The sequence below is a fragment of the Ensifer sp. genome, from assembly GCF_035999135.1.
Classification (GTDB): Bacteria; Pseudomonadota; Alphaproteobacteria; order Rhizobiales; family Rhizobiaceae; genus Ensifer.
Genome location: NZ_DASYGZ010000100.1, coordinates 24,930 through 48,989, shown reverse-complemented (window position 1 = coordinate 48,989; position 24,060 = coordinate 24,930). Strand labels below are relative to the sequence as shown.

At 63.0% G+C, this 24,060-nt stretch carries 27 protein-coding genes; 8 read left to right on the top strand and 19 right to left on the bottom strand.

The window, feature by feature from the left end; translation table 11 throughout:
• Positions 1-41 precede the first annotated feature (41 nt).
• Genes VGO12_RS11725 through VGO12_RS11700 form a run of 6 tightly spaced genes read right to left on the bottom strand, consistent with a single transcriptional unit; the run spans position 42 to position 6,411 of the window.
• On the bottom strand, positions 42-809 hold the full coding sequence (locus tag VGO12_RS11725; protein ID WP_327512922.1) for an ABC transporter ATP-binding protein: 768 nt from the start codon (positions 807-809) through the stop codon (positions 42-44).
• The gene (locus VGO12_RS11720) at positions 806-1,639 is read right to left on the bottom strand and encodes an ABC transporter ATP-binding protein (RefSeq protein ID WP_327512921.1); all 834 of its coding nucleotides are present in this window, start codon (positions 1,637-1,639) and stop codon (positions 806-808) included. The genes VGO12_RS11725 and VGO12_RS11720 overlap by 4 nt, the downstream gene beginning before the upstream one ends.
• Entirely contained in the window at positions 1,636-2,568 is a 933-nt protein-coding gene (nikC, locus tag VGO12_RS11715) for a nickel transporter permease (protein ID WP_327512920.1), read from the bottom strand. The genes VGO12_RS11720 and nikC overlap by 4 nt, the downstream gene beginning before the upstream one ends.
• Positions 2,565-3,626, bottom strand: coding sequence for an ABC transporter permease (locus tag VGO12_RS11710; RefSeq protein ID WP_327512919.1), 1,062 nt, complete (start codon positions 3,624-3,626; stop codon positions 2,565-2,567). The genes nikC and VGO12_RS11710 overlap by 4 nt, the downstream gene beginning before the upstream one ends.
• 42 nt (positions 3,627-3,668) lie before the next feature.
• Positions 3,669-5,309: an ABC transporter substrate-binding protein gene (locus VGO12_RS11705; RefSeq protein WP_327512918.1), complete on the bottom strand. Its 1,641-nt coding sequence runs from the start codon at positions 5,307-5,309 to the stop codon at positions 3,669-3,671.
• A 46-nt stretch (positions 5,310-5,355) separates the two neighbouring features.
• Positions 5,356-6,411 (bottom strand): dipeptidase, encoded by a 1,056-nt coding sequence (locus VGO12_RS11700; protein ID WP_327512917.1) that lies wholly within the window; start codon positions 6,409-6,411, stop codon positions 5,356-5,358.
• 312 nt (positions 6,412-6,723) lie between these two features.
• Between VGO12_RS11700 and VGO12_RS11695 the strand changes: the two genes are divergently transcribed.
• On the top strand, positions 6,724-8,025 hold the full coding sequence (locus VGO12_RS11695) for an alpha/beta hydrolase (protein ID WP_327512981.1): 1,302 nt from the start codon (positions 6,724-6,726) through the stop codon (positions 8,023-8,025).
• A 93-nt stretch (positions 8,026-8,118) separates the two neighbouring features.
• Here the strand turns inward: VGO12_RS11695 and VGO12_RS11690 are convergent, their stop codons facing one another.
• The 6 genes from VGO12_RS11690 to VGO12_RS11665 all read right to left on the bottom strand — a co-directional run bounded on the left by VGO12_RS11690 (position 8,119) and on the right by VGO12_RS11665 (position 14,362).
• Positions 8,119-9,162, bottom strand: a complete 1,044-nt coding sequence (locus tag VGO12_RS11690) for a Gfo/Idh/MocA family oxidoreductase (RefSeq protein WP_327512916.1) — start codon at positions 9,160-9,162, stop codon at positions 8,119-8,121.
• A gap of 5 nt (positions 9,163-9,167) precedes the next feature.
• Positions 9,168-9,959, bottom strand: a complete 792-nt coding sequence (locus VGO12_RS11685) for a ThuA domain-containing protein (RefSeq protein WP_414650707.1) — start codon at positions 9,957-9,959, stop codon at positions 9,168-9,170.
• A 104-nt stretch (positions 9,960-10,063) separates the two neighbouring features.
• On the bottom strand, positions 10,064-11,092 hold the full coding sequence (locus VGO12_RS11680; protein ID WP_327512915.1) for an ABC transporter ATP-binding protein: 1,029 nt from the start codon (positions 11,090-11,092) through the stop codon (positions 10,064-10,066).
• Positions 11,093-11,166: 74 nt separating this feature from the next.
• Positions 11,167-11,997, bottom strand: a complete 831-nt coding sequence (locus VGO12_RS11675) for a carbohydrate ABC transporter permease (RefSeq protein WP_327512914.1) — start codon at positions 11,995-11,997, stop codon at positions 11,167-11,169.
• A complete protein-coding gene (locus VGO12_RS11670; RefSeq protein ID WP_327512913.1) occupies positions 11,997-12,983 on the bottom strand; it encodes a sugar ABC transporter permease in 987 nt (328 codons plus the stop codon). The genes VGO12_RS11675 and VGO12_RS11670 overlap by 1 nt, the downstream gene beginning before the upstream one ends.
• A gap of 116 nt (positions 12,984-13,099) precedes the next feature.
• Positions 13,100-14,362: an ABC transporter substrate-binding protein gene (locus tag VGO12_RS11665; RefSeq protein ID WP_327512912.1), complete on the bottom strand. Its 1,263-nt coding sequence runs from the start codon at positions 14,360-14,362 to the stop codon at positions 13,100-13,102.
• Positions 14,363-14,722: 360 nt separating this feature from the next.
• Here VGO12_RS11665 and VGO12_RS11660 point away from each other — a divergent pair, with 360 nt between their 5' ends.
• On the top strand, positions 14,723-15,745 hold the full coding sequence (locus VGO12_RS11660) for a substrate-binding domain-containing protein (RefSeq protein ID WP_327512911.1): 1,023 nt from the start codon (positions 14,723-14,725) through the stop codon (positions 15,743-15,745).
• A gap of 10 nt (positions 15,746-15,755) precedes the next feature.
• Here VGO12_RS11660 and VGO12_RS11655 read toward each other — a convergent pair whose 3' ends face one another.
• Positions 15,756-16,097, bottom strand: coding sequence for a DMT family transporter (locus VGO12_RS11655; RefSeq protein ID WP_327512910.1), 342 nt, complete (start codon positions 16,095-16,097; stop codon positions 15,756-15,758).
• Between the two features lie 119 nt (positions 16,098-16,216).
• On the bottom strand, positions 16,217-16,777 hold the full coding sequence (locus tag VGO12_RS11650) for a TetR/AcrR family transcriptional regulator (protein WP_327512909.1): 561 nt from the start codon (positions 16,775-16,777) through the stop codon (positions 16,217-16,219).
• Between the two features lie 140 nt (positions 16,778-16,917).
• Between VGO12_RS11650 and VGO12_RS11645 the strand changes: the two genes are divergently transcribed.
• Together VGO12_RS11645 and VGO12_RS11640 are read left to right on the top strand one after the other, a co-directional pair.
• The gene (locus VGO12_RS11645) at positions 16,918-17,310 is read left to right on the top strand and encodes a globin (protein WP_327512908.1); all 393 of its coding nucleotides are present in this window, start codon (positions 16,918-16,920) and stop codon (positions 17,308-17,310) included.
• Positions 17,311-17,316: 6 nt separating this feature from the next.
• Entirely contained in the window at positions 17,317-17,685 is a 369-nt protein-coding gene (locus VGO12_RS11640) for a DUF423 domain-containing protein (RefSeq protein WP_327512907.1), read from the top strand.
• Positions 17,686-17,759: 74 nt separating this feature from the next.
• Here the strand turns inward: VGO12_RS11640 and VGO12_RS11635 are convergent, their stop codons facing one another.
• The 5 genes from VGO12_RS11635 to VGO12_RS11615 all read right to left on the bottom strand — a co-directional run bounded on the left by VGO12_RS11635 (position 17,760) and on the right by VGO12_RS11615 (position 20,531).
• The gene (locus VGO12_RS11635) at positions 17,760-18,074 is read right to left on the bottom strand and encodes an antibiotic biosynthesis monooxygenase (protein WP_327512906.1); all 315 of its coding nucleotides are present in this window, start codon (positions 18,072-18,074) and stop codon (positions 17,760-17,762) included.
• Positions 18,075-18,184: 110 nt separating this feature from the next.
• Positions 18,185-18,454, bottom strand: a complete 270-nt coding sequence (locus VGO12_RS11630; RefSeq protein WP_327512905.1) for a hypothetical protein — start codon at positions 18,452-18,454, stop codon at positions 18,185-18,187.
• 39 nt (positions 18,455-18,493) lie between these two features.
• A complete protein-coding gene (locus VGO12_RS11625) occupies positions 18,494-18,907 on the bottom strand; it encodes a DUF2325 domain-containing protein (protein WP_327512904.1) in 414 nt (137 codons plus the stop codon).
• Between the two features lie 211 nt (positions 18,908-19,118).
• Positions 19,119-20,033, bottom strand: coding sequence for a TonB family protein (locus tag VGO12_RS11620; protein ID WP_327512903.1), 915 nt, complete (start codon positions 20,031-20,033; stop codon positions 19,119-19,121).
• Between the two features lie 60 nt (positions 20,034-20,093).
• A complete protein-coding gene (locus VGO12_RS11615; protein WP_327512902.1) occupies positions 20,094-20,531 on the bottom strand; it encodes a hypothetical protein in 438 nt (145 codons plus the stop codon).
• A 275-nt stretch (positions 20,532-20,806) separates the two neighbouring features.
• Between VGO12_RS11615 and hemP the strand changes: the two genes are divergently transcribed.
• The 4 genes from hemP to VGO12_RS11595 are packed head-to-tail and all read left to right on the top strand — an operon-like array spanning position 20,807 to position 24,059.
• On the top strand, positions 20,807-20,920 hold the full coding sequence (gene hemP, locus VGO12_RS11610; protein ID WP_327512980.1) for a hemin uptake protein HemP: 114 nt from the start codon (positions 20,807-20,809) through the stop codon (positions 20,918-20,920).
• Between the two features lie 10 nt (positions 20,921-20,930).
• Positions 20,931-21,992, top strand: a complete 1,062-nt coding sequence (locus VGO12_RS11605; RefSeq protein WP_327512901.1) for a hemin-degrading factor — start codon at positions 20,931-20,933, stop codon at positions 21,990-21,992.
• Between the two features lie 11 nt (positions 21,993-22,003).
• Entirely contained in the window at positions 22,004-22,954 is a 951-nt protein-coding gene (locus VGO12_RS11600) for a hemin ABC transporter substrate-binding protein (protein WP_327512900.1), read from the top strand.
• Complete coding sequence (locus VGO12_RS11595; protein ID WP_327512899.1) at positions 22,941-24,059, top strand: iron ABC transporter permease; 1,119 nt, start codon at positions 22,941-22,943, stop codon at positions 24,057-24,059. Before VGO12_RS11600 ends, VGO12_RS11595 begins: the two co-directional genes overlap by 14 nt.
• Position 24,060 lies beyond the last annotated feature (1 nt).

Genomic DNA, 24,060 nt, shown 5'->3' with positions numbered 1-24,060 from the left:
GCAGGTGACGAATGAGCGGGAGCGCCCCGCTCATGCTTCCGTCAGGCGGCTGGCGCTGCCTCCTTGCGCTGGAAGCCCTTGCTCGCCACCATCAGGCTGCGGGTATAATCCTCACCGATCCGCCCTGCGACGAGATCTGCCGAAGACAGCCGTTCGACGACGCGCCCGCCCTGCATCACCGCCAGCCGGTCGCACATATGGGTAACGACGCCGAGATCGTGGCTGACCATGAGGAAGGTCAGCTTGCGGTCGCGCCGCACCTGCTCAAGCAGGTTCAAGACCTCGGCCTGGACCGAGGCATCGAGGGCCGACGTCGGCTCGTCAAGCAGCAGGATCGAGGGTTCGAGAATGAGCGCCCGGGCAATGGCGATGCGCTGCCGCTGGCCGCCTGAAAGCTGGTGCGGGTAGCGGAAGCGGAACCCGGAGCCAAGACCGACCTCGTCGAGCGCCCTCAGGATACGGCGTTCGCCATCCGCCACGCCATGGATCGCGAGCGGTTCCAGCAGCTGCCGGTCGATCGTCTGGCGCGGGTGCAGCGAACCGTAGGGGTCCTGAAAGACCATCTGCACCGCGCGGTAGAAGGCCTTGTCGCGCTTGGCGCCCTTGAGCACCCGATCGTGCACGCGGATGGCACCTGATGTCACCGGCGCAAGACCGGCGACCGCGCGCAGCAGGGTCGACTTGCCCGACCCGGATTCGCCGACGAGGCCGAAGGATTCGCCCGGCGCAATCTCGACGCTGACGTCGTCCAGCGCCTTGAACTCGTCATAGGTAACGACGACGTTTGAAACGGAAACGGCTGATGTCATTGGGCCCACTCCGGCTTGCGGTCGAGGACCGGCAGGGGATGGCGATCGGAGCCGATCGCCGGCATGCAGTTCAGAAGCCCCTGCGTATAGGGATGCTTGGCATTGGCAAGTTCCGAAGCCGCCAGTTCCTCGACGATCCGGCCTGCGTACATGACGATGACCCGATCGCAGAAGGACGACACCAGGCGAAGATCGTGCGACACGAAGATCAGGCCCATGCCGCGCTCGGCAACCAGCTTGTCGAGAATGCCAAGCACCTCGAGCTGCACCGTGACGTCGAGCGCCGAGGTCGGCTCGTCGGCAATCAAGAGCTCCGGGCCGGCAACCAGCATCATCGCGATCATCGCTCGTTGGCCCATGCCGCCCGATACCTCGTGCGGATAGAGATCGTAGACGCGCTTCGGGTCACGGATTTGGACAGCCGCGAGCATGTCGAGCGCCCTCTCCCGGGCTTCGCTGCGGCTGACGCTCTCATGCTGCCTGAGCGTCTCGACGATCTGCTTGCCGATGCTCATGACTGGGTTCAGCGAATACTTCGGATCCTGCAGGATCATCGCGATGCGCTTGCCCCGGAGGTCTCGGCGCACCTTTGGCGTGGCGGAAAGCAGGTCGATGCCGTCGAAGGACAGTTGCTTTGCCGTGACCTCGGCGTGCGAAGGCGTCAGCCCCATGATCGCCCGGCCGGTCTGCGACTTGCCGGAACCGCTCTCGCCGACGATGCCGAGGCGTTCGCGGCCGAGCGTGAAGGAGACACCGCGCACGGCCTCGACGAGGCCGGTGCGGGTCGGGAACGAGACCTTGAGGTCTTCAACCGTCAGAAGCGCACTCATTGGCCGCTCTCCCGCGGATCCAGCGCATCGCGCAGGCCGTCGCCAAGCAGGTTGAAGCCGAGGCTCACGATCAGGATCGCGATACCGGGCATGGTCGCCACCCACCACTGGTCGAGGATGAAGCGGCGACCCGATGCGATCATCGCGCCCCATTCCGGCAGCGGCGGCTGCGCGCCAAGGCCGAGGAAGCCCAAGCCCGCGGCGGTCAGGATAATGCCGGCCATGTCGAGCGTGACGCGCACGATCAGCGACGACATGCACATCGGCATGACGTGGCGGAAGACGATGCGGGTCGGCGACGCGCCCATGAGCTGCACAGCGGCAATGTAGTCGGAATTGCGCACCGTCAGCGTTTCTGCGCGGGCGATGCGCGCATAGGGCGGCCAGGAGGTGATCGCGATGGCGATAACGGCGTTCTCGATGCCCGGGCCGAGGGCAGCGACGAAGGCAAGCGCCAAAACCAGCTTCGGGAAGGCAAGGAAGATGTCGGTGATCCGCATCAGCACGGCATCGACCCAGCCGCCGGCATAACCGGCGACAGCCCCGACGATCAGACCGACCGGTGCGGCAATGATGGCGACCAAAAGGACGACGGCGAGCGTCAGTCGCGAACCATGGATCAGCCGCGAGAGAATGTCGCGGCCGAGATCGTCGGTGCCGAGCAGGTATCCGGGGCTTCCTGGCGGCATCAGCCGCGCATTGGCGAGATCGCCGATATAGGGCGAATGCGGCGCCAGGACATCGGCAAAGGCTGCGACGAAGACCAGCGCCAACAGGATCAACAGACCGAGAACGGCGAGCTTGTTGGCGGCAAAGCGCTGCCAGGTCATGTAGGCGCGGCCAAGGCGAGCCTGGGTTCGCGACTGCGGACGATCGGACAGAAGCCATTCGCGCCGCGTCATCGGACGTGTCTGGGTAACGGTACTCATCGCTGGCGCGTCCTCGGGTCGAGCGTCCGGTAGAGAAGGTCGGACAGAAGGTTGATACCGATGAAGACCGAACCGATGACGATGGTGCCACCGAGAACGGCGTTCATGTCGGCATTCTGCAGCGAATTGGTGATGTAGAGGCCAAGGCCTGGCCAGGCAAAAACCGTCTCCGTCAGCACCGAGCCTTCGAGCAGGCCGGCATAGGAAAGCGCAATCACCGTTACGAGCGGCACGGCGGCGTTTCGGAGCGCATGCCCCCAGATGATCCGCGTCTCCGACAGACCCTTGGCGCGGGCTGCGACGATGTATTCCTGCTGCAGCTCGTTGAGCATGAAGCTGCGGGTCATGCGGCTGATATAGGCAAGCGAGAAATAGCCGAGCAGCGAGGCCGGCAGGATGATGTGGCGGAACACGTCCCACAGCACGTCCCATTGCCGCTGCCAGAGCGCGTCGAACAGATAGAAGCCGGTGATCGGCGTGAACGTATATTCGAAGACGATGTCGATGCGGCCGGGATAGGCGACCCACTTCAGCCGCGCGTAAAAGACGAGCAGCGACAGCAGCGCCAGCCAGAAGATCGGCACGGAATAGCCCACAAGCCCGATGACGCGCACGATCTGGTCGGCAAGACTGCCACGCTTGACGGCGGCGAGCACGCCGAGCGGCACGCCGAAGATGGCGCCGATCAGGGTTCCGAGCGTTGCAAGCTCCATCGTCGCCGGGAAGACGCGGCGGATGTCGGTCATGACCGGATTGGTCGTTAGCACCGATACGCCGAAATCACCCGTGAGCGCCTGGCGGACATAGATGAAAAACTGCTGGTAGAGGGGCAGGTTCAGCCCCATCGCCTCGCGCGTCCTTTCGACGACATGCGACGGCGCCCGGTCGCCGAGGACGGCGAGAACCGGATCGATCGGGATCACCCGGCCGATAAAGAAGGTGACGGCCAGAAGGCCGAGATAGGTCGTCAGCACGACCACGAGAAAACGCAGCACTGCCGCCACGATCTTGCCGGGACGGGCGCGTTTGCGCCCGTCCACGGTCCCTGTTCCGCTCATGCTCAAGGGAACGTTCCTTTCGGTTTATTCCTTCGAGACGGCTTATTCTTTGGTGATGCCGGCGACGAAGTTGGTGTCGAAGCTCGGACCGAGCTTCAGGCCCTTGACGTTGCCGCGGTAGCCGGCGACTTCGGTCTGCTGGAAGATGATGACGAACGGGCTTTCGCCAAGCACCGTCTTCTGCAGTTCCTTGTAGGTTTCGGCACGCTTGGCGCTGTCGCGCTCGAGCAGGGCTTCCTTGGTCTTCTTCGTCAGCTCCGGAACGTCCCAGGCATTGCGCCAGGCAAGCGTCTTGTTCTTGCCTTCGTCGGAATTGTCAGGGTTGCTGGTGAAGGTCTCGGCGTTGGAGTTCGGATCGAAGTAATCCATGCCCCACTGGCCGATATACATGTCGTGGTTACGCGCACGGTACTTCGTCAGCGTCTGCTTGCCGTCGCCCGGGATGATTTCGAGCTTCACGCCGGCCTGGCCGAGCGTCTGCTGGAAGGATTCGGCAATGCCGGTAACCGGCTGGCCGTTGCGCACGTCCATGGTGACGGTGAAACCGTCGGCAAGGCCGGCCTTGGCCAAGAGTTCCTTCGCCTTGGCGACGTCGAGCTTGTAGGGGTTCTCGTCGAGTGCGCCGAGCACGCCCTTCGGCAGGAAGCTCTGGTGGATCTCGCCGATGCCCTTGATGATCGTCGAGCCGAGCGCATCGTAGTCGACCAGGTACTTGAAGGCTTCGCGCACTTCCGGCTTTGCGAGGTTCGCGTTCTTCTGGTTGAGGCTGATGTAATAGACCGTGCCCTTGGGCGCGCTGGTGGCGCCAAGATCCGCGTTCTTCGAGACGGCATCGAGATCGCCCGGCTCGAGGTTGCGGGCAACGTCGATATCGCCGGCTTCAAGCGCCAGGCGCTGGCCCGAGCTTTCCTTCATGTGGCGATAGATGACGCGAGCAAGCTTGGCCTGTTCGCCATAATAGTTGTCGTTGCGCTCAAGCACGATGACTTCGTTGGCGCGCCATTCGCGCAGCTTGAACGGACCGGAACCGGCATAGCCGGTCTTCAGCCATTCGTTGCCGAAGTCGTTGTCGTACTTGTAGTCGTCGGTCGGCGTGACCGGCTTGACGTTTTCGAGCACGAGCTTCTTGTCGAGCACGGCGGCAACGGTTGCCGTCAGGCAGTTCAGGACGAAGCTCGGCGCATAGGGCTGGTCGACGGTGAAGACGAAGGTCTGCTCGTCCGCAGCCTTGGCCTTCTCCGTCACGTTGTCGCCCGTGAGGCCGAACTGGGTAAGGATGAAGGCCGGGCTCTTGTCGAGCTTCACGGCGCGCTCGAACGACCAGGCAACGTCTTCAGCGGTCACCGGATTGCCGGACGCAAACTTCAGACCGGACTTCAGCTTGAAGGTATAGGTCAGGCCATCGTCGGACACGGTCCAGCTGTCGGCGAGATCGCCGACGACCTTGGAGGTGTCGTTGATGTCGAGGCGCACCAGCAGGCTGTAGGTGTTGCCGGTGATTTCGGCAGCGGTCAGTTCGAAAGCTTCGCCCGGATCCATGGTGATGACGTCATCGATCGCGAAAGCTTCGACCAGCGTGTCCTTCGGCGTCTCGGCAAAAGCCGGCGCTGTCGCTGCCATCACCATGGCAAGCGCCGCCGAAGCGGTCAGAAGACGAAGACGTCCGTTGAGCTTGTGCATCATTTTTGCAGTTCCCTCGTTATGCCCCTTACGGGCTCTTCTTCATGATTCAGGCGGCTTCGTGCCAAGCCTGTCCCAGAACTCTCCACCAGTTCTCCCGGCATATCTTCGCCAGTTCGGCGTCACCATATCCGGCGCTCCGAAGCGCTGCAACGAGCGCCTGATTGCCGCCAGCGTCGCCGATCTCCTCGGGGATCGTCGCACCGTCGAAATCCGAACCGAGCCCGACGCAATCGATGCCCATGCGCTCGACCAGGTAGTCGACGTGGCGAACCATGTCGGAAAGCGGCGTTGCCGCGCTTTCCTGGCCATCGGCACGCAGCATCGTCGTCGCGTAGTTGAGGCCGACGAGACCCTTGCTTTCCCTGACGGCGTCGAGCTGCTTGTCGGTCAGGTTGCGCGCGACCGGCGTCAGCGCATGCGCGTTCGAATGGCTGGCGACCAGCGGCTGGTCGGTGGTCTTTGCCACGTCCCAGAAGCCTTTCTCGGTGATGTGCGCGAGATCGATCAGGATGCCGAGGCGATTGCAGGCCTTCACGAGCTCGAAACCGGCATCGGTCAGCCCCGGCGCCGTGTCCGGCGACATCGGGTAGGAGAAAGGCACGCCGTGACCGAAGACGTTGTGCCGGCTCCAGACGGGTCCGAGTGACCTGAGGCCGGCGGCATAAAAGGTCTCGAGCGACGACAAATCGGCGCCGATCGCTTCGCAGCCTTCCATGTGCAGCACGGAAGCAAAGACGCCCTTCTCGACCGCCTTGCGGATCTCGGCGGTCGAGCGGCAGAGTTTCCAGGCGCCGGCCTGATCCAGCCGCACGGCGATGTCCGCAAGTTCGATTGCGATCGCGAGCGACGGCAGGTGCTCGAGCGGCGCTGAAAGCGGCGTCTGGTAATAGCCGTTTTCGTCCGGCGGCTGCAGGATCAGATCGCCTGAGGGAACGTAGATCGCCGAGAGGCCGCCGACGAGACCGCCCGCCTTGGCGCGCGGCGCATCGATGTGGCCCTGGTCGATGCCGTCGACGAATTCGCGCACCGGATCGCCGCCCTTTCGGGCGTTCTGCCACAGGCGCAGAAGCACGTCGTTGTGGCCATCGAAAACCGCCTGCATTCCTGAATTTCCTTTTTCATTTCAGGGAGATCGGATGCGTCATCTTGGACGACACCTGAGAGAAGTCGTCGCGATGCTAGTGAAAGCCCAAAGCCTTTTCAATGAATATCCGGGGGTTTTACCCAGGCCTGCCTGTAGCGAAATGTTGCATGATTGCCGCATAGCCGCCGGCAAACGGGGCGGCACCACGCTTCGAACGCATGCCGAGGGATGAAAATCCGACGTTTCTGATGCAAGGAGATGACGAGGTCCGTGGTCGGACATCGCGCTGCATGATGCGGCATAGGGAGGTCGGTGGTGCGTTCGTTTTCTATCGCGGGCTCGAAGGGGCGCTGGGTCCGCGTCGCCGCGACGCTGCTCCTGGCGGCTACCCTTGCGGCCTGTGCCGGCCGCCCCGTTGGCGTTCTCGTGCCCTCGGGCACGACAGGTGGAGCCTCCAAGGTCGACCTGCTGGTGGCCACCACCCGTGCTCCCTCCCCAGAGCCTGGCGTGCTTTTCAGCGGCGAACGCTCGGCCGAGCTTTCGCTGACGGAAATCGCCGTCTCGATTCCCCCGGAGAAAAACCGCAAGGTCGGCCAGGTGCAATGGCCAACGAAGCTCCCGGCCAATCCGGAGCGCGATTTTTCCACCGTCAGCGTCACGCCGCTCCATGAGGGCAACGACGTCCAGAATTGGGTGAAAGGTCATCTGCCGAAGACCCGGCGCGTGCTGATCTTCGTTCATGGCTTCAACAACCGCTACGAGGACGCCGTCTATCGTTTTGCCCAGATCGTGCACGACAGCGGCACCGACGTCGCACCAGTCATCTTCACCTGGCCCTCGCGCGCCAGCATCTTCGACTACAATTACGACAAGGAAAGCACCAACTATTCGCGCGATGCGCTGGAGGAGCTGCTTCGGCGCGCGTCAAGCAATCCTGAGGTCGGCGAGATCACGGTCATGGCCCATTCCATGGGCTCGTGGGTCACGGTCGAGGCGCTGCGCCAGATGGCGATCCGCGACGGCCGCATTGCGCCGAAGATCACCGACGTCATCCTCGCGTCGCCCGATCTCGACGTCGACGTCTTCGGCCAGCAGATCCGCGCCATGGGTACGAAGCGGCCGAAATTCACGCTGTTCGTATCGCGCGACGACCGGGCGCTGACCTTGTCGAGGCGCATTTCCGGCAATGTCGACCGGCTTGGCCAGATCGATCCGACCGCCGAACCCTATCGCACGCAGCTGGAACAGGCCGGCATCAGCGTCATCGACCTGACGGCGCTGAAGGGCGGCGACAAGCTGAACCATGGCAAATTCGCAGAAAGCCCCGAGGTCGTGCGCCTGCTCGGCAACCGGCTGATCGCCGGACAGACGGTGACCGATTCCGATGTCGGGCTCGGCGAACGCATCGGCGCCGTCACGCTCGGCGCCACGCAGACGGTGGGCAATGCTGCGAGCCTTGCGGTTTCAACGCCGATCATGATCTTCGATCCCAACACCCGCAGGAATTACGATGGGCAGTTGCAGCGTCTGGGTCAATCGATGGAAAACACCGTCGGCTCGGTCACCCCCTGGGTTCCGCCGGAAAGCGGGGGAGCTGCCAAAAGCAACATCCCCGACCGTCATTACCGCTAGGGCGGCGTGAGTTCGTTGAAACGCAACAGGGACGCTCTAGCATCTAGAGCGTCCCTGTTGCCCTGAAGTGATCCGACGCGAAGGCAGGACGCCCTACACGGGCAGCTCGCGCCGCTCGGCTTCCGTCACCATCGCGAGGTCGAGCACCTTCTGCAGGTTCGCCGCGTGACGGAACCCGGGCTCCTCGGTCTTGCCCTTGCGCACGGCGGCGACGAAACGCTGGTAGTTTGTCGGAACGGTGCCTGCATCGACGTCGCGCCAGGTCGCCTTTTCGACATCGGCGCCGAGGCAGGCGCGCAGCGTCGAGCCATCGGGCGTGTGCACAACTTCGAGCGCGCCCTTGTCGCCATGGAGCCGCAGACGCAATTCGTTCAGATGCCCGGTCGCCCAGCGGCTGGCGTGGACGACGCCCATCGCGCCGTTGCCGAACTCCGCCGTCATGACGAAGCTGTCATTGGCGTCGAGGTCGTATTCGCCGATGCGGTTGCCGGGCGCCTTGTCGAAGGTTTTCAGCCGCGCGAAAACGCGCGACGCATCGGTCCCGGCGCCGTAGCCGGCAAAGTCGAGGATATGGATGCCGACATCGCCGAGCACGCCGTTTGAGCCGTGTTTGGTCGAGAGGCGCCAGAGCCATTGCGATTCCGTCGCCCAGTCGCCCCAGGCCTTCGAGACGAGCCAGCTCTGCAGGTAGGACGCCTCGAGATGACGCAGCTTGCCGACATCGCCGGCAAGCACCATCGCCCGTGCCTTCTGCAAAGGCGCGACGTTGCGGTAGGTGAGGTTCACCATCGTCACCAGGCCGGAACGCTCGGCGGCATCAGCCATCTCCGCCGCCTTGGCGTAGTTCTCGGCAAGCGGCTTCTCGCAAAGCACGTGCTTGCCGGCGGCGATGAGAGCGAGCGTCGTCGGGTGGTGCGCCTTGTCAGGCGTCACGTTCGTCGCCGCATCGAACTTGCCCCAGGCGATCGCCTCGTCGAGCGAGGTGAAGGCGTTGGCGATGCCGTGCTTTTCGGCGAAGGCCTCTGCACGCTTGGGATCCACATCGACGGCGCCGACCATGTCGACGCCGTCGATCTTGGCAAAGGCCTGAGCATGGCTGTTCGCCATGCCGCCGGTTCCAACAACAAGAAGACGCATGATGCTCACCTGTATCCTGCTTCGCCGGCCTGGTGCAGCCGCGGGCCACGCTCGACGATCGGCTCCAGCGCCTTTTCGACTGGCACGTTCGGCGCATCGTGGATCGCCGTATAGCGGTTGTCGGCGTTGTAAGCCCACTTCACCGAGTTGCGCAGCACCTTCTGGACGTTTGCGTCATGATAGGTCGGGTAGGTTTCATGGCCCGGACGGAAGTAGAAGATGTTGCCCGCGCCGCGGCGCCAGGTGAGACCCGAACGGAACACTTCGCCACCGGCAAACCACGAGATGAACACGGTTTCGAGCGGCTCCGGCACCGAGAACTGCTCGCCGTACATCTCTTCGTTTTCGAGCACGAAATTCTCGTCGATGCCTTCGGCGATCGGGTGGCGCGGGTTTATCGCCCAGACGCGCTCACGCTCGCCGGCCTCGCGCCACTTCAGCGCGCAAGGGGTGCCCATCAGGCGCTTGAAGATCTTGGAGAAATGGCCGGAATGCAGCACGATCAGGCCCATGCCCTCCCAGACACGCTTGGCAACCCGCTCGACGATCTCGTCACTGACGGCGCCATGGTCCTTGTGGCCCCACCACAAAAGCACGTCGGTATTGGCGAGACGCTCGACGCTCAAGCCATGCTCCGGCTCCTGCAGTGTCGCCGTCGTCGCCTCGATGCCGCCTTCGGTGTTCAGCGCCGCCGCGATCGTGTTGTGCATCCCATTCGGGTAGATGCTGCGGACGATCTCGTTGGTCTGCTCGTGGATGTTCTCGCCCCAAACAACTGTTCTGATAGGCACGGTCATACTCCTTGGGTGTTCCGCCCTTTCGGGCATGTGCTCTTACGATGGATGGGGCCGCCACGAACTGGCGACCCCGAAGTTAAACCGCTCGTTAAGGGGATGGCCGGTCAGGCCGCTCCTCTCATGGGGGCGCGGCCAAGCGCCTGTCCCGAAGCACCGAAGCGGTGGATGTTGTCGCCGACCGGCGAGATCTGAACCGTCTCGCCCGGCCGGTGACGCGACGTGCCGCCTTCCCGGACAATGACCGGTTCGCCGGCGCCGATATCGAGATAGATGTAGCTGTCGGACCCGAGCATCTCGGAATGCACCACCGTTCCCGACCACCTGCCGTCTACCGCCCGGATCTCCAGATGCTCGGCGCGAATGCCGATCGTGTGGGCATCATAAGATGAGGCAAGTGCGCCGGTCAGAAAATTCATCTTCGGCGAGCCGATAAAACCGGCAACAAACACCGAATTTGGGCTCTCGTAGAGTTCGAGCGGCGTGCCGATCTGTTCGACCACGCCATCCCGTAGCACGCAAATGCGATCGGCCAGTGTCATCGCCTCGACCTGGTCGTGAGTGACATAGATCATCGTCGTCTTGTGCATGCTGCGATGCAGCTTGGCGATCTCGATGCGGGTCGCGACGCGAAGCGCTGCGTCGAGGTTGGAAAGCGGCTCGTCGAAGAGAAAGACCTTGGGATCGCGCACGATCGCCCTGCCGATCGCCACGCGCTGCCGCTGGCCACCGGAAAGCTGGCGCGGCAGGCGCTGGAGATAGGGGGTCAATTGCAGCATCTCGGCCGCCGCCTCGACCCTTTTCCTGCACTGCTCCTTGTCCTTGCCGGCAAGCTGCATGCCGAAGGACATGTTCTCGAACACCGTCATGTGCGGGTAAAGCGCATAGGACTGGAACACCATCGCGATGCCGCGCTTCGACGGCGTCAGTTGGTTGACCACCTGCCCGTCGAAGGAAAGCGTGCCCGTCGTGATCTCTTCGAGCCCGGCGATCAGCCGCAGCAGCGTGGACTTGCCGCAGCCCGACGGTCCGACAAAGACCATGAACTCGCCGGCCCGGATGTCCATGCTGACACCCTTGATCACCTCGAAGGCGCCGAACGATTTACGCACGTTGCGCAATTGAAGCTCAGTCATGTTTCTCTCCTCGATTCCACGAGATTGGAGCGGGATGCGGGCGGAAAACCGTGCACACTTTTCCTCATCCCGCTCTATCCTTTAACGCCGCCGGCCGTGAGCCCGGAGATGATCCGCCGCTGAAAGATGAGCACCAGGATCACCAGCGGCACAGTGACGATGATCGATGCGGCCATGATGTTGCCCCACGGGATTTCGTACTCGCTGTTGCCCGACAGAAGCGCGATCGCGACCGGCACCGTGCGCTGACTGTCTGATGAGGTGAAGGTCAGCGCGAACAGGAACTCGTTCCAGGCGGCGATGAAGGCGAGCAGCCCGGTCGTCACCAGCGCCGGCCACATCAGCGGCATGAATACGCGGGTGATGATGACCCACGGCGTCGCGCCATCGACGATCGCCGCTTCCTCGATTTCAACCGGCAGGTCGCGCATGAAGGTGGTCAGCACCCACACCGTGAACGGTAGCGTGAAGATCATGTAGGAAAAGATCAGCGCCAAGGGCGTGTTGAAGATCCCGACCGCGCGGATCAGCTCGAACAGGCCCGCAAGCACGGCGATCTGCGGGAACATCGACACCGACAGGATCGTCAAGAGCAGCAGCCCGCGCCCGCGAAACCTGACCCGCGCCAGTGCATAGGCAGCCGTGACCGCGAGCAGCAACGACACGGCGACGACAATGGTCGCGACCATCAGCGAATTGGCAAGATTGCGCAGGAAGCCGCTGCTCGTAACGATGCCGGCATAGTTGTCGAACGAGATTTCGGTCGGCCAGTAATCGACCCGGAACAGCGCGGTACCGGATTTGAAACTCGTCAGCACCGCATAGTAGAACGGGAACACGGCCATGACGACGATAGCGGCGACGAGGGCATAAAACGCCGTACGCCTGGCAAGGGTGGTAACCATCAGCGCTCTCCCCCCTCGAGATTGACGCGGCCGAACCACATGTAGGCGACGGTGATCGCCGCGATGATCAGGAACAGCATCGTCGAGGCGGTGGCGCCATAGGCGAACTTGTCGAAGTCGAAGAGGTTCTCGCGCGCCAGCACCGACATGGTCTTGGTCTGGGAATTGTTGGGCGTCAGCACGTAGATCAGGTCGAAGATACGCAGCGCATCGAGCATGCGGAAGATCACGGCGACCATCAGCGCCGGTCGGATCAAGGGCAACGTCAAGCGCCAGAAGACTTTTAGCGGATGGACGCCATCGATCTTGGCCGCCTCGTAGATATCCGTCGGCACCATCTGCAGGCCCGCAAGTATGAGCAATGCCATGAAGGGCGTCGTCTTCCAGACGTCGACGATCAAAACCGCGACCATCGCCGTCTCCGGATTGGCCGTCCAGGCGATCTTGTGGCTGATGAGGCCAAGGCCGAGCAACAGGTCGTTCAGGATGCCGAACTGGTCGTTGAGCATCCAGGCCCACATCTTGGCCGAGACGATGGTCGGGATCGCCCAGGGGATGAGGATCGCCGCACGCACCAGCCCGCGCCCCGGAAAATGGGCGTTGAGTACCAGTGCGACGATCAGCCCGAGCACCGTCTCGATGGTGACGGAAAGGGCTGAAAACGTCAGCGTGTTCCAGACCGCGTTCCACCAGGCGGGATCGGCGAGCAGACCGTTATAGACCGTGCGTCCGCTCTTCAGCGTGATCCAGGTAAAATAGTTCTTGAAGCCGACGAACTCGGCACCCTCGAGATTGGTCAGCGACGCGTTGGTGAAGCTGAAATAGACGGTACGAACAAGCGGCCAGCCGGCGACGAGCGCCAGCACCAAAAGGGTCGGCGCGAGAAACATCCAGGCGGAGCGGACCCGCTCGGCGTTGAGGTCGGAGCGGATCCGGGTCTGCTGCCCGAGCGCGGAAGGCGGATCTGCGAGAGAAAGATCGGTCATGTCTGTGCTCACCCTTCCATTCGGCGCGCTGCCGGTGGCTGATCGGAGAGGAATGCGGGTTGATCAGGTGGAGCGAAGGGAGGCCTGACAGGCACTCCCCTCGCCCCCCGGGAGGATCACCAGCTGTCGCCCTTCATCTCGGTGAGTTCGATTTCCAGCAGCTCGAGGTTTTCCGCCGCCGTGCCGTTGCCGGAAAGCGAATTGTGGACCGCACCCCAGAACTTGGCCGAGACCTCGTTGTACTTGACCTTGGTGACGGCCGACGGGCGCGGCACGGCGCTTTCAAAGATCGGCTTCCAGGCTGGCATGAACGGCTGGGCCTTGGCGACCTCCGGATCGTCGTAAAGGGCGGCAACCGTCGGCAGGTTCGAGAGCTCGATCGCCCGGCGCTTCTGTACCTCGGCCGAGGAAAGGAACTTCGCAAGCGCGATCGCAGCGTCCTGGTCGTCGGAGTATTTGGATACGGCAAGGTTCCAGCCGCCGAGCGTGGAAGATGGCAGGTCGCCATCGGTCGCAGTCGGCAGCGGCGCGACCGCAAACTGGCCCTTGACCGCACTGTCGTCGCCATTGCCGAGCGCATAGGCATAGGGCCAGTTGCGCATGAACACGGCATTGCCTGTCTGCCAGACGCCGCGCGATTCCTCTTCCTGATAGGCAAGCACGCCCTGTGGCGAGATCGTACCGATCCAGCCCTTGATGCGATCGATGGCCGCGGCCGCCTTCTCGTTGTTGATCGAGATCGTGCCGTCGGGCTCGACGATCTGGCCGCCGCCGGAAGACTTGATCCACTCGAGCGCGTTGCAGGTCAGCCCTTCATAAGCGTTGCCCTGGAAGACATAGCCCCAGAGATCGGGCTTTCCGGCTGCCCGCTCCTTCTCCTGGATCTCCTTGGCGACAGCGGCAAGTTCGTCCCAGGTCTTCGGCGGTGTCTTGCCATATTTTTCGAGGAGGTCCTTGCGGTAATAGAGCGCCGGTGCATCGGTAAAGGCCGGCAGCGCCACGAGGCGGCCATTGACCGTCTGTGAGGCGATGATCGAGGGGAAGTGCTGACCGACGACGTCCTTCGCCGCTTCGCTCAGATCGACGAACTGGTCGGCCAGCTGCGGCGCCCAGACGACATCGGTCTGGTAGACGTCGACATCCTTGTTTCCAGCGGCGAGCCACAGCCGGTACTGGCTGAACTGTTCGCTGCTCGACGGCGGCATGGTGACCAGGCTGACCTTATGTCCCGTCTGCTTCTCGAAGATGTCGAGCTGCTCGCGGATGAAATTGACGTTCTTGCCCGTCGTGTTGGCTGCCAGCGATATCTCGGCGGCGGTTGCCGCATCGGCGGCAACGATCGCGGCGCAAAAGCTTAAGACACTCAGCGTGGTTTTCATGGTTCGGCTCCTCCTCATCCCTCAACCGCTCGATTGCTCCTCCGCAAATTCGAAAACGGTTTGGCTGACCAAAAGTTGGCAGAAGACATAAAATCTGTCAATCCACTTGCTGGAAACCCGGTTATGACTGTGTAAAATTGGAAAATATCTATATATTTCAACGAGTGTGTTTGCGCTGAGGCCATTCGGCTGCGAAACGTGAGAACTCATAAAATCGAAGGGGCGATGTCATAATTTAAAACGGTTTGGTTAAATCGAACAAGGCAGCCGACGCCGTTGGCGCGCACGACAAAGCGATTGTTACGGCACCGGAAGGTGTATATTTCTGGGAGCGGGCCAGGTTGAGGATATGCAGATCGAATGAAGCTTAGGGAGTTCGCGCAGCAACTGGGCCTTTCGCCGACCACCGTCAGCCGCGCGCTGAGCGGCTATCCCGAGGTCAGCGAAAAGACGCGCAAGCGGGTCACCGAGGAGGCGGCACGCCTCGGTTATCGCCCCAACATCAACGCCGTGCGCCTCGTCACCGGCCGCGCCGGCGCGATCGGCGTCGTCATGGGCCGGTCGGGCGAGTTTCATTTCTCCGAATTCATGGGGGGGCTGGCGGAACGGCTCGGCAGCGAAGACATCGACATCCTCGTCAGCCCGATCGACGACAAGAACCCGACGGGCGAAATCCAGCTCTACAGCCGGCTGGCCGTCAGCGGCCGCGTCGATGCCGTAATCGTGCATTCGCCCGAGCCGAACGATGAGCGCATCGCGCTTCTGCACAAGCTCGGCATGCCCTTCCTGGTCCACGGCCGCTCCGACATCGACGTGCCGCATGCCTGGCTCGACATCGACAACGAAGGTGCGATCCGCCGCGCGACCTCGCATTTGATCGATCTCGGCCATCGCCGCATCGCCATGATCAACGGCCGGCAGGGTCGCACGTTTTCGCTTCACCGCGACAAGGGCTATCGCGACGCGCTGGAGGCGCGCGGCATCCCCTTCGATCCGCGGCTGGTCGTCCACGGCAACTTCACCGACGAACTCGGCTTCCGCTTCGCACGCTCCTTCCTCGAGCAGACCCCTCGCCCGACCGCCTTCGTCGCGGGCTCGATGATGACGGCGCTCGGCATCTACAGGGCGGCCCGCTCGATCGGCCTCGAGATCGGTCGCGAGGTCTCGGTCATCGCCCATGACGACGTTTTCCCCTACCTGACGGCGGACAACATGGTGCCGTCGCTCTCGGCGACCCGTTCCTCGATGCGTGCCGCCGGGGTGCGCTCGGCCGACCTGGTGCTCCAGCTGCTGTCAGGCAAACCGGCCGAAGAGGTGCACGAACTCTGGCCGGTGGAACTGATCCTGCGCGAATCCACGGCGCCGCCGCCGCAGGCCCCTTGAGCGGCGGACGTCAGTGGAAGGTGGATTTTGAGAAGAGGTTGAGAACCACCACCCCGGCGATGATCAGGCCGAGCCCCAGCATCGCTGCGAGATCCAGCTTCTGCCCGAAGGCGACATAGCCGACCAGCGATATCAGGACGATGCCGAGCCCGCTCCACACCGCATAGGCAATTCCGACCGGGATGAAACGCAGGGTGTAGGACAGGAAGAAGAAGGCGATCGCGTAGCAGACCACCATCATGACCGTCGGCCCCAGCCGGGAAAAATGCTGCGCCGCCTGCATTGCCGAAGTGCCGAGCACCTCGAAGATGATTGCCGCGACCAGGACGCTGTAGAGCATGGCGGGGTTCATGATGGTCTCCATTCCGAACGAGGGCAGTTCCGGGAGAGAGCTCGGAGGCCCTCCGTCCGCAGTTGCGTGATTTTCAAAGACGTCGATTGCGTTACCGTGTCGCTGAGAAACGGAATGCGTTATTGAACCGATAGCCCCTTCAGGCTTTCGACCAGGCCGGCCCGCGCCGCGGCGTCGAGCTCGTGGCTCTGCATCAGGTCGGCCAGCCACACGCCGTCACAGGCAAAACGCGCCAGCACGCAACCCGTCGAGCCATCGGTGTCGGCGAACTCCACGGACCGACGCCTCACCCAGTCGCGCCAGCGCGCCTTCAGATGCGGCTCGGCAATGAGTGCGATCGTCAGCATGCGCCAACCCGGTACGTCGGTTGCCGGATCGAGCGCGAAGCAGACGTCGATATAGGCGCGTGTAAAGCGCCCTTTCGCCACCGGATCGCTCGCGATCGCCGCCTCGATCTCGCGGTCGAAACGGGTCACCAGATCGTCGAACAGCCCGTCGAGAAGCGCGAGCTTGTTCGGGAAATGGTGCAAAAGCCCGCCCTTGCTGACGCCGGCCGCCTGCGAGACGGCATCCAGCGTGATGCCGGCAACCCCCTGCTCGTGCGACAGGCGTGCAGCAACCTCCAGCAATTGCTGGCGCACCTGCTCCGGCTGTTTCTTGCGGCGATGGGCTTCGGTCATAGACGCATAAAGATACCGTCTGGACGGTTTGTCAAGTGACCAGAGGCAATCCGCGATGAAACGCCGCAAACCGGCAACCCCGAAAACCGTTGTCGGACAGGTCGTCGCGCGCTACGACCGCAGCAACGAAGGACGCGATCATGGCGGAAACCGAAACCACCACCCTCTACGAAGCCATCGGCGGCGATCCGACGGTGCGCGCGCTCACGCGCCGCTTCTATGAGCTGATGGATACGTTGCCAGAAGCGGCACGCTGCCGCGCCGTGCATCCGCCGGATCTTTCGGGCAGTGAAGAGAAGTTCTACGAGTACCTCACCGGCTGGCTCGGCGGGCCGCCGATCTACGTCGAGAAGCGCGGCCACCCGATGCTGCGTCGCCGTCACTTCGTCGCCGAGATCGGCCCTGCGGAACGCGACGAATGGCTGCTGTGCTTCACCCGCGCGCTCGAGGAAGCCGTCGCCCACCCGAAGCTGAGAGACATCATCCTCGAGCCGATCACCCGCCTCGCTTTTCATATGCAGAACAAGGAATAATGTCAGATGTCGCACAGCGGATTTCGCGCAACGACGCTCTTTGTCGCCGGACTGATGGGATTGACCGGCGTCGTCAGCGCCGCCGGCGCCTCGCACGGCACCGACCCGCGCCTGCTCGCCGGAATTTCCGCCATGTGCCTGGCGCATGCACCGACGCTCGTAGCACTTTACGCCGCCTGGCCGAATTTCCGCACGGCCGCCGTCGCGGCTCTCTTGATCGCCCTGGGGACGGCACTGTTTTCGGCCGATCTCGCCATGCGCCATGTCGCAGGCCACGGCCTGTTCCCGATGTCGGCCCCGCTCGGCGGCACGACGATCATGGCCGGCTGGCTCGCCATCTCGCTCGGCGCGTTCATGCCAAAAAAGACGGCGTAACCCTAGACGCATTCGCCTCCCGCATGGTCCATGCGGGAGACGAACAGGATTAAATCAAAGCGGGTTGCCCCGGATCACGCGCCTTCGACGGCGGAGAAGCCTTCGAACTTCGGCGGGCCGAGGTACATTGCCCTGTTGTCGCCGGCATTTCTGTGGGCGGCGCGAAAATTCTCAGACTTCGTCCAGGCCGAGAATGCGTCCCTGTCCTTCCAGACCGAGTTCGACACGAACAGCGTATAGCCCTCCTCCGCCACGCTGTCGCCGCGCAACAGATGGAAGGAGACAAAGCCCGGCATGTCCGAAAGACTGGAGTCACGCCCCTTCCACACGGCTTCGAAAGCCTCTTCATGGCCGATGGCGATGCGGAAACGGTTCATGGCGACAAACATCGGGAGCTCCTAGAGCACGTCGCGCAAAAGTGTGCAGCTCTCTTGCGATAACGACATGCGACAAATCAACAACTTAAAGCGAGCGCAAATCTGAAAGTTCGCGATGCGCTTTAGGCGCTTTCTTTTTTCCGGTTGGCGTCGTTGGCGGCACCGGGAAAGGCGAGAATAGTGCCTTCCTTCGGCTCCGCAAGTCCGAGCGGATCGCGCACCGGCGGGCGGGCCTGCCACGCCGGAAACTCGGCGACGTTCGCATGTTCGTCCAGCATGCGCGCACGGCGCGTCAGGATCTCGTAGAGTTCGGGCACCAGGCCATCGCCCTGCTGCGCGGCCAGCTTGTGCAGACCGATCATCATGCACAGGTCAGGACGTTCTTCGTTCATTGGAAAGCTCTTGTCTGCTTGGAATTGCTTGAAGGGAGATTATCGCTCGTCGCGGCTGGTGGTCAGGTCCTGCAGCGCCCGCTCGAGGCTCGACTTCGAGCCGTTGCGCAGCGGCACGAAGGCCTTGCCCCACTTCTTGCAGCCGGTCTTCACACGAAGACATGCGTCATGGCTGATGCAGTCGATCGGGCAGAAGACGCAGTCGACGGAGGGAAGCACCCGGTCGATGCGCGAGACCGCCTCGCGCAGGCCGCCGTCGTGATGAAGCAGTTCGGCGCCGAAGGAGCTGGCGATTTCGCGCAAGTGCGCCACCTGACAATCGCGGCCGCCGACATAAAGGAAGCTGCGCCCTTCGAGCGTCGCCTTTCCGGCCTGCTGGCGGGTGTCTGCCGGTTCCGAGCCCGAGCGACCCTTGCCATTCTTTGCCGCATTCTGGTGACGCTTGCCGCGCATGCAATCCTCTCCGTCTGATCGTGCGACAAGCCTTCACGGGCCTTTGGTCGCATCGGGACATCTCTCGACACACGCCCCATCGGCTGCGTGACGAGGGCAACCTATTAAACTTGAGAAACAGAGTAAAGTATAAACATGAGTTTTTTCATCATATTTTTTAGAGGCCGAAATCACCTCTCCGTCAGCGCGCAGCGGGGACCGCGCGCTACCCTCAGTTGACGGACATGGGAACGGTGAAACTCCAGCTGCTCCTGCCCGAACCGGCCGGGATCGCCGCGAAAGGGGCGGCGCTGCGGACCGAATCGATGGCAGCCTTGTCGAGGCGATCGGACCCGGAGCTGCGGACAAGGTTGACGCTTGCCAGGCCGCCATTGGCCGCGACGACGAACGCGACGGTCGCAGCACTGCCCTCGCCACTGCGGATCCCGCGCGACTTCCTCAGAAATACGCGCTGAACCTTCGATCGGACCTTGCCCTTGTAGTTTTCCACGCCGGCATTCCCGATAACCGCTGCCGCCTGCCCTTGGCCGGTGGCCGCCGTCGTGTTGCCGCTGATCTGGCCGTCCGCCTGTCCCTTGACCTGGGTTTGCGCCTGCTCCCCCTTTTCGCCGGTCTTCTTGCGGGTCACTTTTTTCTTCTTGACCGGCTCTTTCTTCGGTTCAGGCTTTTCAACCTTTTCCTTCTTCGGCTCCTCGATCTCCGGCTTTTCTTCCGGCACGACGGTTTCGACCGGCGCGACGCTCGCGGTCACGACCGCTTCGGCCACCTGCAAGGTCGGCATCTCCTCGGCCGGCAGAATGACGTCTGCTTCCGTGGCAACCAAATCGTGCGGTTGTTCGGCGACGATTTCCGGGGTGGTCGATGTAACGTCCTCGATCGGCGTGATCTCTTCCGGCTTCACCTCGTCGGGCAGGTCTTCGGTCGGCTCGACAATCTCGGAGGGGTCGCCGGCCTGCAGCGTGTCCGCGAACGCGTCACCGAGAATGGCGACCTCGGTCGTCACGCCGCCAATCATCAGGGCGGGCTCGTCCTCCGGCGGCGAGGACCCGAACAACGTCGCAAGCACGACGCCATGCGTTGCAAGCGAGAAAACCGCGGCCCCGGTCCAGATGACGATACGCTTCATGACTGCCTAACCTTCGCGCCCCACATGGCGCAAATCCTGCTCAGAGTGCGCGGCCGCGCCTCAACCCTTGAGTTCGACTGCCGACTTCGAACCGGTCTTGATCCCGGTCATGCAGGCGGCCGGCTCGACCCCGTCACCGACGCAGGCCGGCGCGTCGTTGATCAAAAGGCTCTTCACCGCATCGCAATTGGTTCCGGGAAGATCGAACTGGCGAACCTTGGTCTTGCCGGCCGGAAGGTCGCGGAAGTCGAGCACGGCCATGCGCTCGACGAGCCCCTTCTGATCAAAGATCACGAACTCGAAGGAAACCTTGCTCAGCGACTGGGCGAACGCATTGCCCGCGACGAAGGTAAGCTTGCAGCCTTTTTGCGACGGGGCGACCTCGTTGAGTTCGATCGTCAGACCTCCGGTCGCTGCGGCCTCCTGCGCCTTGGCAGGGCTTGCGGCAACGAGCGCCAGCAAAACAGCGGAAACAATCGGGAGGCTGGAAAACTTCATAACGACACCACTCCAAAGGATTGAGCGCACCACCGAACGCCGTCCGCACGCCCTTGTCCACAAGCCGGCAACAACTAACTTGAGAATATAAGTCCGGTATTGCGTCCATAAATAAATATGAGTAATGAAGTCAAGATAGTAATCGAATTGCACGGCAGGAAATGCGGGGAAATCAACGCAGCCTGCACACTCGAAACGGCCGAACCGCAGTGACCAACGACAACAATCCCGCCCGCCCGATCGACCCGCCGACCCAGGCGACACGCGCGCAACGGATGATCGAAAGTCGCGAGCTCTTCGGCTCTGAAAACGAGATTCTCATTTCCCACGACGGCGCGATCTATCGCATGAAGATCACCCGCCAGGGCAAACTGATCCTGAACAAATAGGCAGACGAACATGACCGAGAGCCTTCGCCCTACCCCTTCCGAAATCCGCGCCTACCGCGCCGAAAACCCGAAGATGCGCGAGCGTGATATCGCAGCCCAGCTCGGCGTTTCTGAAGCCGCTCTCGTTGCCGCCGAGTGTGGGTTGACCGCCGTGCGCATCGATGCCGACGCCAACCGGTTCCTGTCGCGCGTCGAGGAACTCGGCGAGGTTATGGCGCTGACCCGCAATGAAAGCGCCGTGCACGAGAAGATCGGCGTCTACGAGAAGATCACCACCGGCGAAATGGCCAGCATCGTGCTTGGCGAACAGATCGACCTTCGCGTCTTCCCGAGCGCCTGGGCCCACGCCTTCGCCGTCACCAAGACCGACGACAGCGGCGAAGCCCGCAAGAGCCTGCAGTTCTTCGACAAGTGGGGCAATGCCGTTCACAAGGTGCATCTGCGCGCCGCATCTGATGTCGCGGCCTATGACAAGATCGTCGAGGACTTCCGCCTTGAGGATCAGACCCAGGACTTCACCGCCGACGCGAGCATCCCGGCCGGCGACGATAAGCCGGAAACGGTCGTCGACATCGAGGAACTGCGCGATCGCTGGACGAAGATGACGGACACGCATCAGTTCCACGGCATGTTGCGCAAGCTGAAGATCGGCCGCCGCCAGGCGCTCACCAACATCGGCGAGGACTTCGCCTGGAAGCTCGACCCATCCAGCCTCCAAACCATGATGCAGGAGAGCGCCAAGGTCGAACTGCCGATCATGTGCTTCGTCGGCAATCGCGGCATGATCCAGATCCATTCCGGCCCGATCGAAAAGATCGCGATGATGGGCCCCTGGCTGAACGTGATGGATCCGACCTTCCACCTGCATCTGCGCACCGACCATATCGCCGAGCTCTGGGCCGTCCGCAAGCCGACCGCCGATGGTCATGTCACCTCGATCGAGGCGCTCGACGCCAAGGGTGAAATGATCATACAGTTCTTCGGCAAGCGGAAGGAAGGTTTCGCTGAACGCCCGGAATGGCGTTCGATCGCCGAGGGCATGTCGCGCCTCGACACCACGGTTGCCGCCTGAGGATACCGAACATGATTAACGGTCTCGACTTCCGCCGGCTTCGTCGCCGGGATCTGGCGCTCACGGTTTTCGCTTTGTCGGCGCCTTTCCTCCTGCCGGCGTTCGTGCCCGGTTCGCCGTCCTTCATCCGGCCGGCCGTGGCCGAGACCATGCAGAAGGCCGACGTATCGCGCGTCGTGTCGGTCGGTGGAGCGATTACCGAGATCGTCTACGCCCTTGGAGAAGAAGGCCGCCTGGTCGGTCGCGACTCCACGAGCACCTATCCGGAAGCGGCGAAAAAGCTTCCGGATGTCGGCTACATGCGCCAGCTGGCGCCCGAGGGCATCATCGCTGTCAATCCGAGCGCGATCATCGCCGTCGAGGGCAGCGGCCCACCGGAAGCCCTCGCAGTGCTCAAGGAGGCGAACATCGCCTTTGAAAGCGTGCCAGACACCTATGACAAGGCCGCCATCCCCGCGAAAATCCGCGCCGTCGGCGCGTTCCTCGGTGCGCAGGACAAGGCCGAAGCGCTGGCAAAGAGCGTCGAAGCCGACCTCGACGCCGCTGTTACCGAGGCTGCAGCCCGGCCGCAAAACGAGCGCAAGCGCGTCCTCTTCGTCCTCAGCACCCAGGGCGGCAAGGTCATGGCGTCTGGCACGGGCACGGCAGCCAACGGCATCATCGAGCTCGCGGGCGCGGTCAACGCCGTCGGCACCTTTCCCGGCTACAAGGCGCTGACCGACGAGGCCATCATCGAGGCGAAGCCCGATGTGGTGCTGATGATGGATCGCGGCGGCGAACACTCTGCCAAGGCCGCCGAACTCTTCGCGCTGCCGGCGTTGAGCCTCACGCCTGCCGCCAAGGACAAGGCGCTCGTGCGCATGGACGGCCTGCATCTGCTCGGCTTCGGCCCGCGCACGGCCAGCGCGGTGCGCGAATTGAACGCAGAAATCTACGGAAAGAAGGCCAATGCCTCGCAGTGAGGCATTGGGTAACGGCATGCGCCTGACGACTTTCGCCGCCGGTATTCGCAGCGAGTGGCAGGCCGGCAATCGTTCGCGACTGGCGCGCCTGCTGATCGTTGTGCTCGTGGTGTTTGCTGCCGCCACCTTCGTCGGCTCGATCATGACCGGGGCCGCCGACGCGTCGCTGTCGAACGTCTGGTACTGGCTGATCGGCGAAGCCGATCAGGCCTTGAGCGTGCGCGACCGCATCATCATTCTCGACATCCGCTTGCCGCGCGCCGTGCTCGGCATGCTCGTCGGCGCATCGCTCGCCGTCTCCGGCGTCGTCATGCAGGGACTGTTTCGCAATCCGCTTGCCGATCCGGGACTTGTCGGCGTCTCCTCGGGCGCGAGCCTCGGCGCCGTCCTGCTGATCGTGCTTGGCACGGCGACCTTCGGACCGCTGTTTGCCCTGTTCGGCTTCTACGCGTTGCCTGTCGCGGCGTTCGCCGGCGGGCTTGTCACGACGTTGCTGCTCTACCGCATTGCCACCCGAGGTGGCCAGACGTCGATCGCCACCTTGCTGCTCGCCGGCATCGCGCTGGCTGCGCTGACGGGGGCCGTGACCGGCGTGCTCGTCTTCATGGCCGACGACAAGCAGTTACGCGACCTCACCTTCTGGGGCCTCGGCTCCCTGGCCGGCGCAAACTGGACGAAGATTCTTGCCTCGGCCCCGATCATCCTCATCTCCCTCGCGGTGACGCCGTTTCTCGCGCGTGGGCTGAATGCGATTACGCTTGGCGAGGCGGCTGCCTTCCATATGGGCATCCCGGTCCAGCGGCTGAAGAACGTCGCAATCGTCAGCGTTGCGGCAGCCACGGGCGCGTCGGTTGCCGTCAGCGGCGGCATCGGCTTCGTGGGTATTGTCGTGCCGCATCTGTTGCGTCTCGTCATCGGCCCCGATCATCGCTATCTTCTGCCGGCCTCGGCACTCCTGGGCGGCACGCTTCTGATCCTGGCCGACATGATCGCGCGCACCATCGTCTCCCCGGCGGAACTGCCGATCGGGATCGTCACAGCCTTCATCGGCGCGCCGTTCTTCCTCTGGATCCTGCTGCGCGGCCGCTCGAATATGGGACTGTGAA

Bases quoted from the DNA above. Each gene is read 5' to 3' on its own strand.
- VGO12_RS11645 (WP_327512908.1), top strand. From the start codon at position 16,918: ATGGCGGAAACCGAAACCACCACCCTCTACGAAGCCATCGGCGGCGAT.
- VGO12_RS11635 (WP_327512906.1), bottom strand. From the start codon at position 18,074: ATGTTTGTCGCCATGAACCGTTTCCGCATCGCCATCGGCCATGAAGAG.
- VGO12_RS11600 (WP_327512900.1), top strand. From the start codon at position 22,004: ATGATTAACGGTCTCGACTTCCGCCGGCTTCGTCGCCGGGATCTGGCG.
- VGO12_RS11675 (WP_327512914.1), bottom strand. From the start codon at position 11,997: ATGGTTACCACCCTTGCCAGGCGTACGGCGTTTTATGCCCTCGTCGCC.
- VGO12_RS11630 (WP_327512905.1), bottom strand. From the start codon at position 18,454: ATGAACGAAGAACGTCCTGACCTGTGCATGATGATCGGTCTGCACAAG.
- VGO12_RS11620 (WP_327512903.1), bottom strand. From the start codon at position 20,033: ATGAAGCGTATCGTCATCTGGACCGGGGCCGCGGTTTTCTCGCTTGCA.
- VGO12_RS11605 (WP_327512901.1), top strand. From the start codon at position 20,931: ATGACCGAGAGCCTTCGCCCTACCCCTTCCGAAATCCGCGCCTACCGC.
- VGO12_RS11650 (WP_327512909.1), bottom strand. From the start codon at position 16,777: ATGACCGAAGCCCATCGCCGCAAGAAACAGCCGGAGCAGGTGCGCCAG.
- VGO12_RS11685 (WP_414650707.1), bottom strand. From the start codon at position 9,959: ATGACCGTGCCTATCAGAACAGTTGTTTGGGGCGAGAACATCCACGAG.
- VGO12_RS11615 (WP_327512902.1), bottom strand. From the start codon at position 20,531: ATGAAGTTTTCCAGCCTCCCGATTGTTTCCGCTGTTTTGCTGGCGCTC.
- VGO12_RS11710 (WP_327512919.1), bottom strand. From the start codon at position 3,626: ATGAGCGGAACAGGGACCGTGGACGGGCGCAAACGCGCCCGTCCCGGC.
- VGO12_RS11720 (WP_327512921.1), bottom strand. From the start codon at position 1,639: ATGAGTGCGCTTCTGACGGTTGAAGACCTCAAGGTCTCGTTCCCGACC.
- VGO12_RS11705 (WP_327512918.1), bottom strand. From the start codon at position 5,309: ATGATGCACAAGCTCAACGGACGTCTTCGTCTTCTGACCGCTTCGGCG.
- VGO12_RS11660 (WP_327512911.1), top strand. From the start codon at position 14,723: ATGAAGCTTAGGGAGTTCGCGCAGCAACTGGGCCTTTCGCCGACCACC.
- VGO12_RS11680 (WP_327512915.1), bottom strand. From the start codon at position 11,092: ATGACTGAGCTTCAATTGCGCAACGTGCGTAAATCGTTCGGCGCCTTC.
- VGO12_RS11725 (WP_327512922.1), bottom strand. From the start codon at position 809: ATGACATCAGCCGTTTCCGTTTCAAACGTCGTCGTTACCTATGACGAG.
- VGO12_RS11700 (WP_327512917.1), bottom strand. From the start codon at position 6,411: ATGCAGGCGGTTTTCGATGGCCACAACGACGTGCTTCTGCGCCTGTGG.
- VGO12_RS11595 (WP_327512899.1), top strand. From the start codon at position 22,941: ATGCCTCGCAGTGAGGCATTGGGTAACGGCATGCGCCTGACGACTTTC.
- VGO12_RS11640 (WP_327512907.1), top strand. From the start codon at position 17,317: ATGTCGCACAGCGGATTTCGCGCAACGACGCTCTTTGTCGCCGGACTG.
- VGO12_RS11690 (WP_327512916.1), bottom strand. From the start codon at position 9,162: ATGCGTCTTCTTGTTGTTGGAACCGGCGGCATGGCGAACAGCCATGCT.
- VGO12_RS11670 (WP_327512913.1), bottom strand. From the start codon at position 12,983: ATGACCGATCTTTCTCTCGCAGATCCGCCTTCCGCGCTCGGGCAGCAG.
- nikC (WP_327512920.1), bottom strand. From the start codon at position 2,568: ATGAGTACCGTTACCCAGACACGTCCGATGACGCGGCGCGAATGGCTT.
- hemP (WP_327512980.1), top strand. From the start codon at position 20,807: ATGATCGAAAGTCGCGAGCTCTTCGGCTCTGAAAACGAGATTCTCATT.
- VGO12_RS11665 (WP_327512912.1), bottom strand. From the start codon at position 14,362: ATGAAAACCACGCTGAGTGTCTTAAGCTTTTGCGCCGCGATCGTTGCC.
- VGO12_RS11625 (WP_327512904.1), bottom strand. From the start codon at position 18,907: ATGCGCGGCAAGCGTCACCAGAATGCGGCAAAGAATGGCAAGGGTCGC.
- VGO12_RS11655 (WP_327512910.1), bottom strand. From the start codon at position 16,097: ATGAACCCCGCCATGCTCTACAGCGTCCTGGTCGCGGCAATCATCTTC.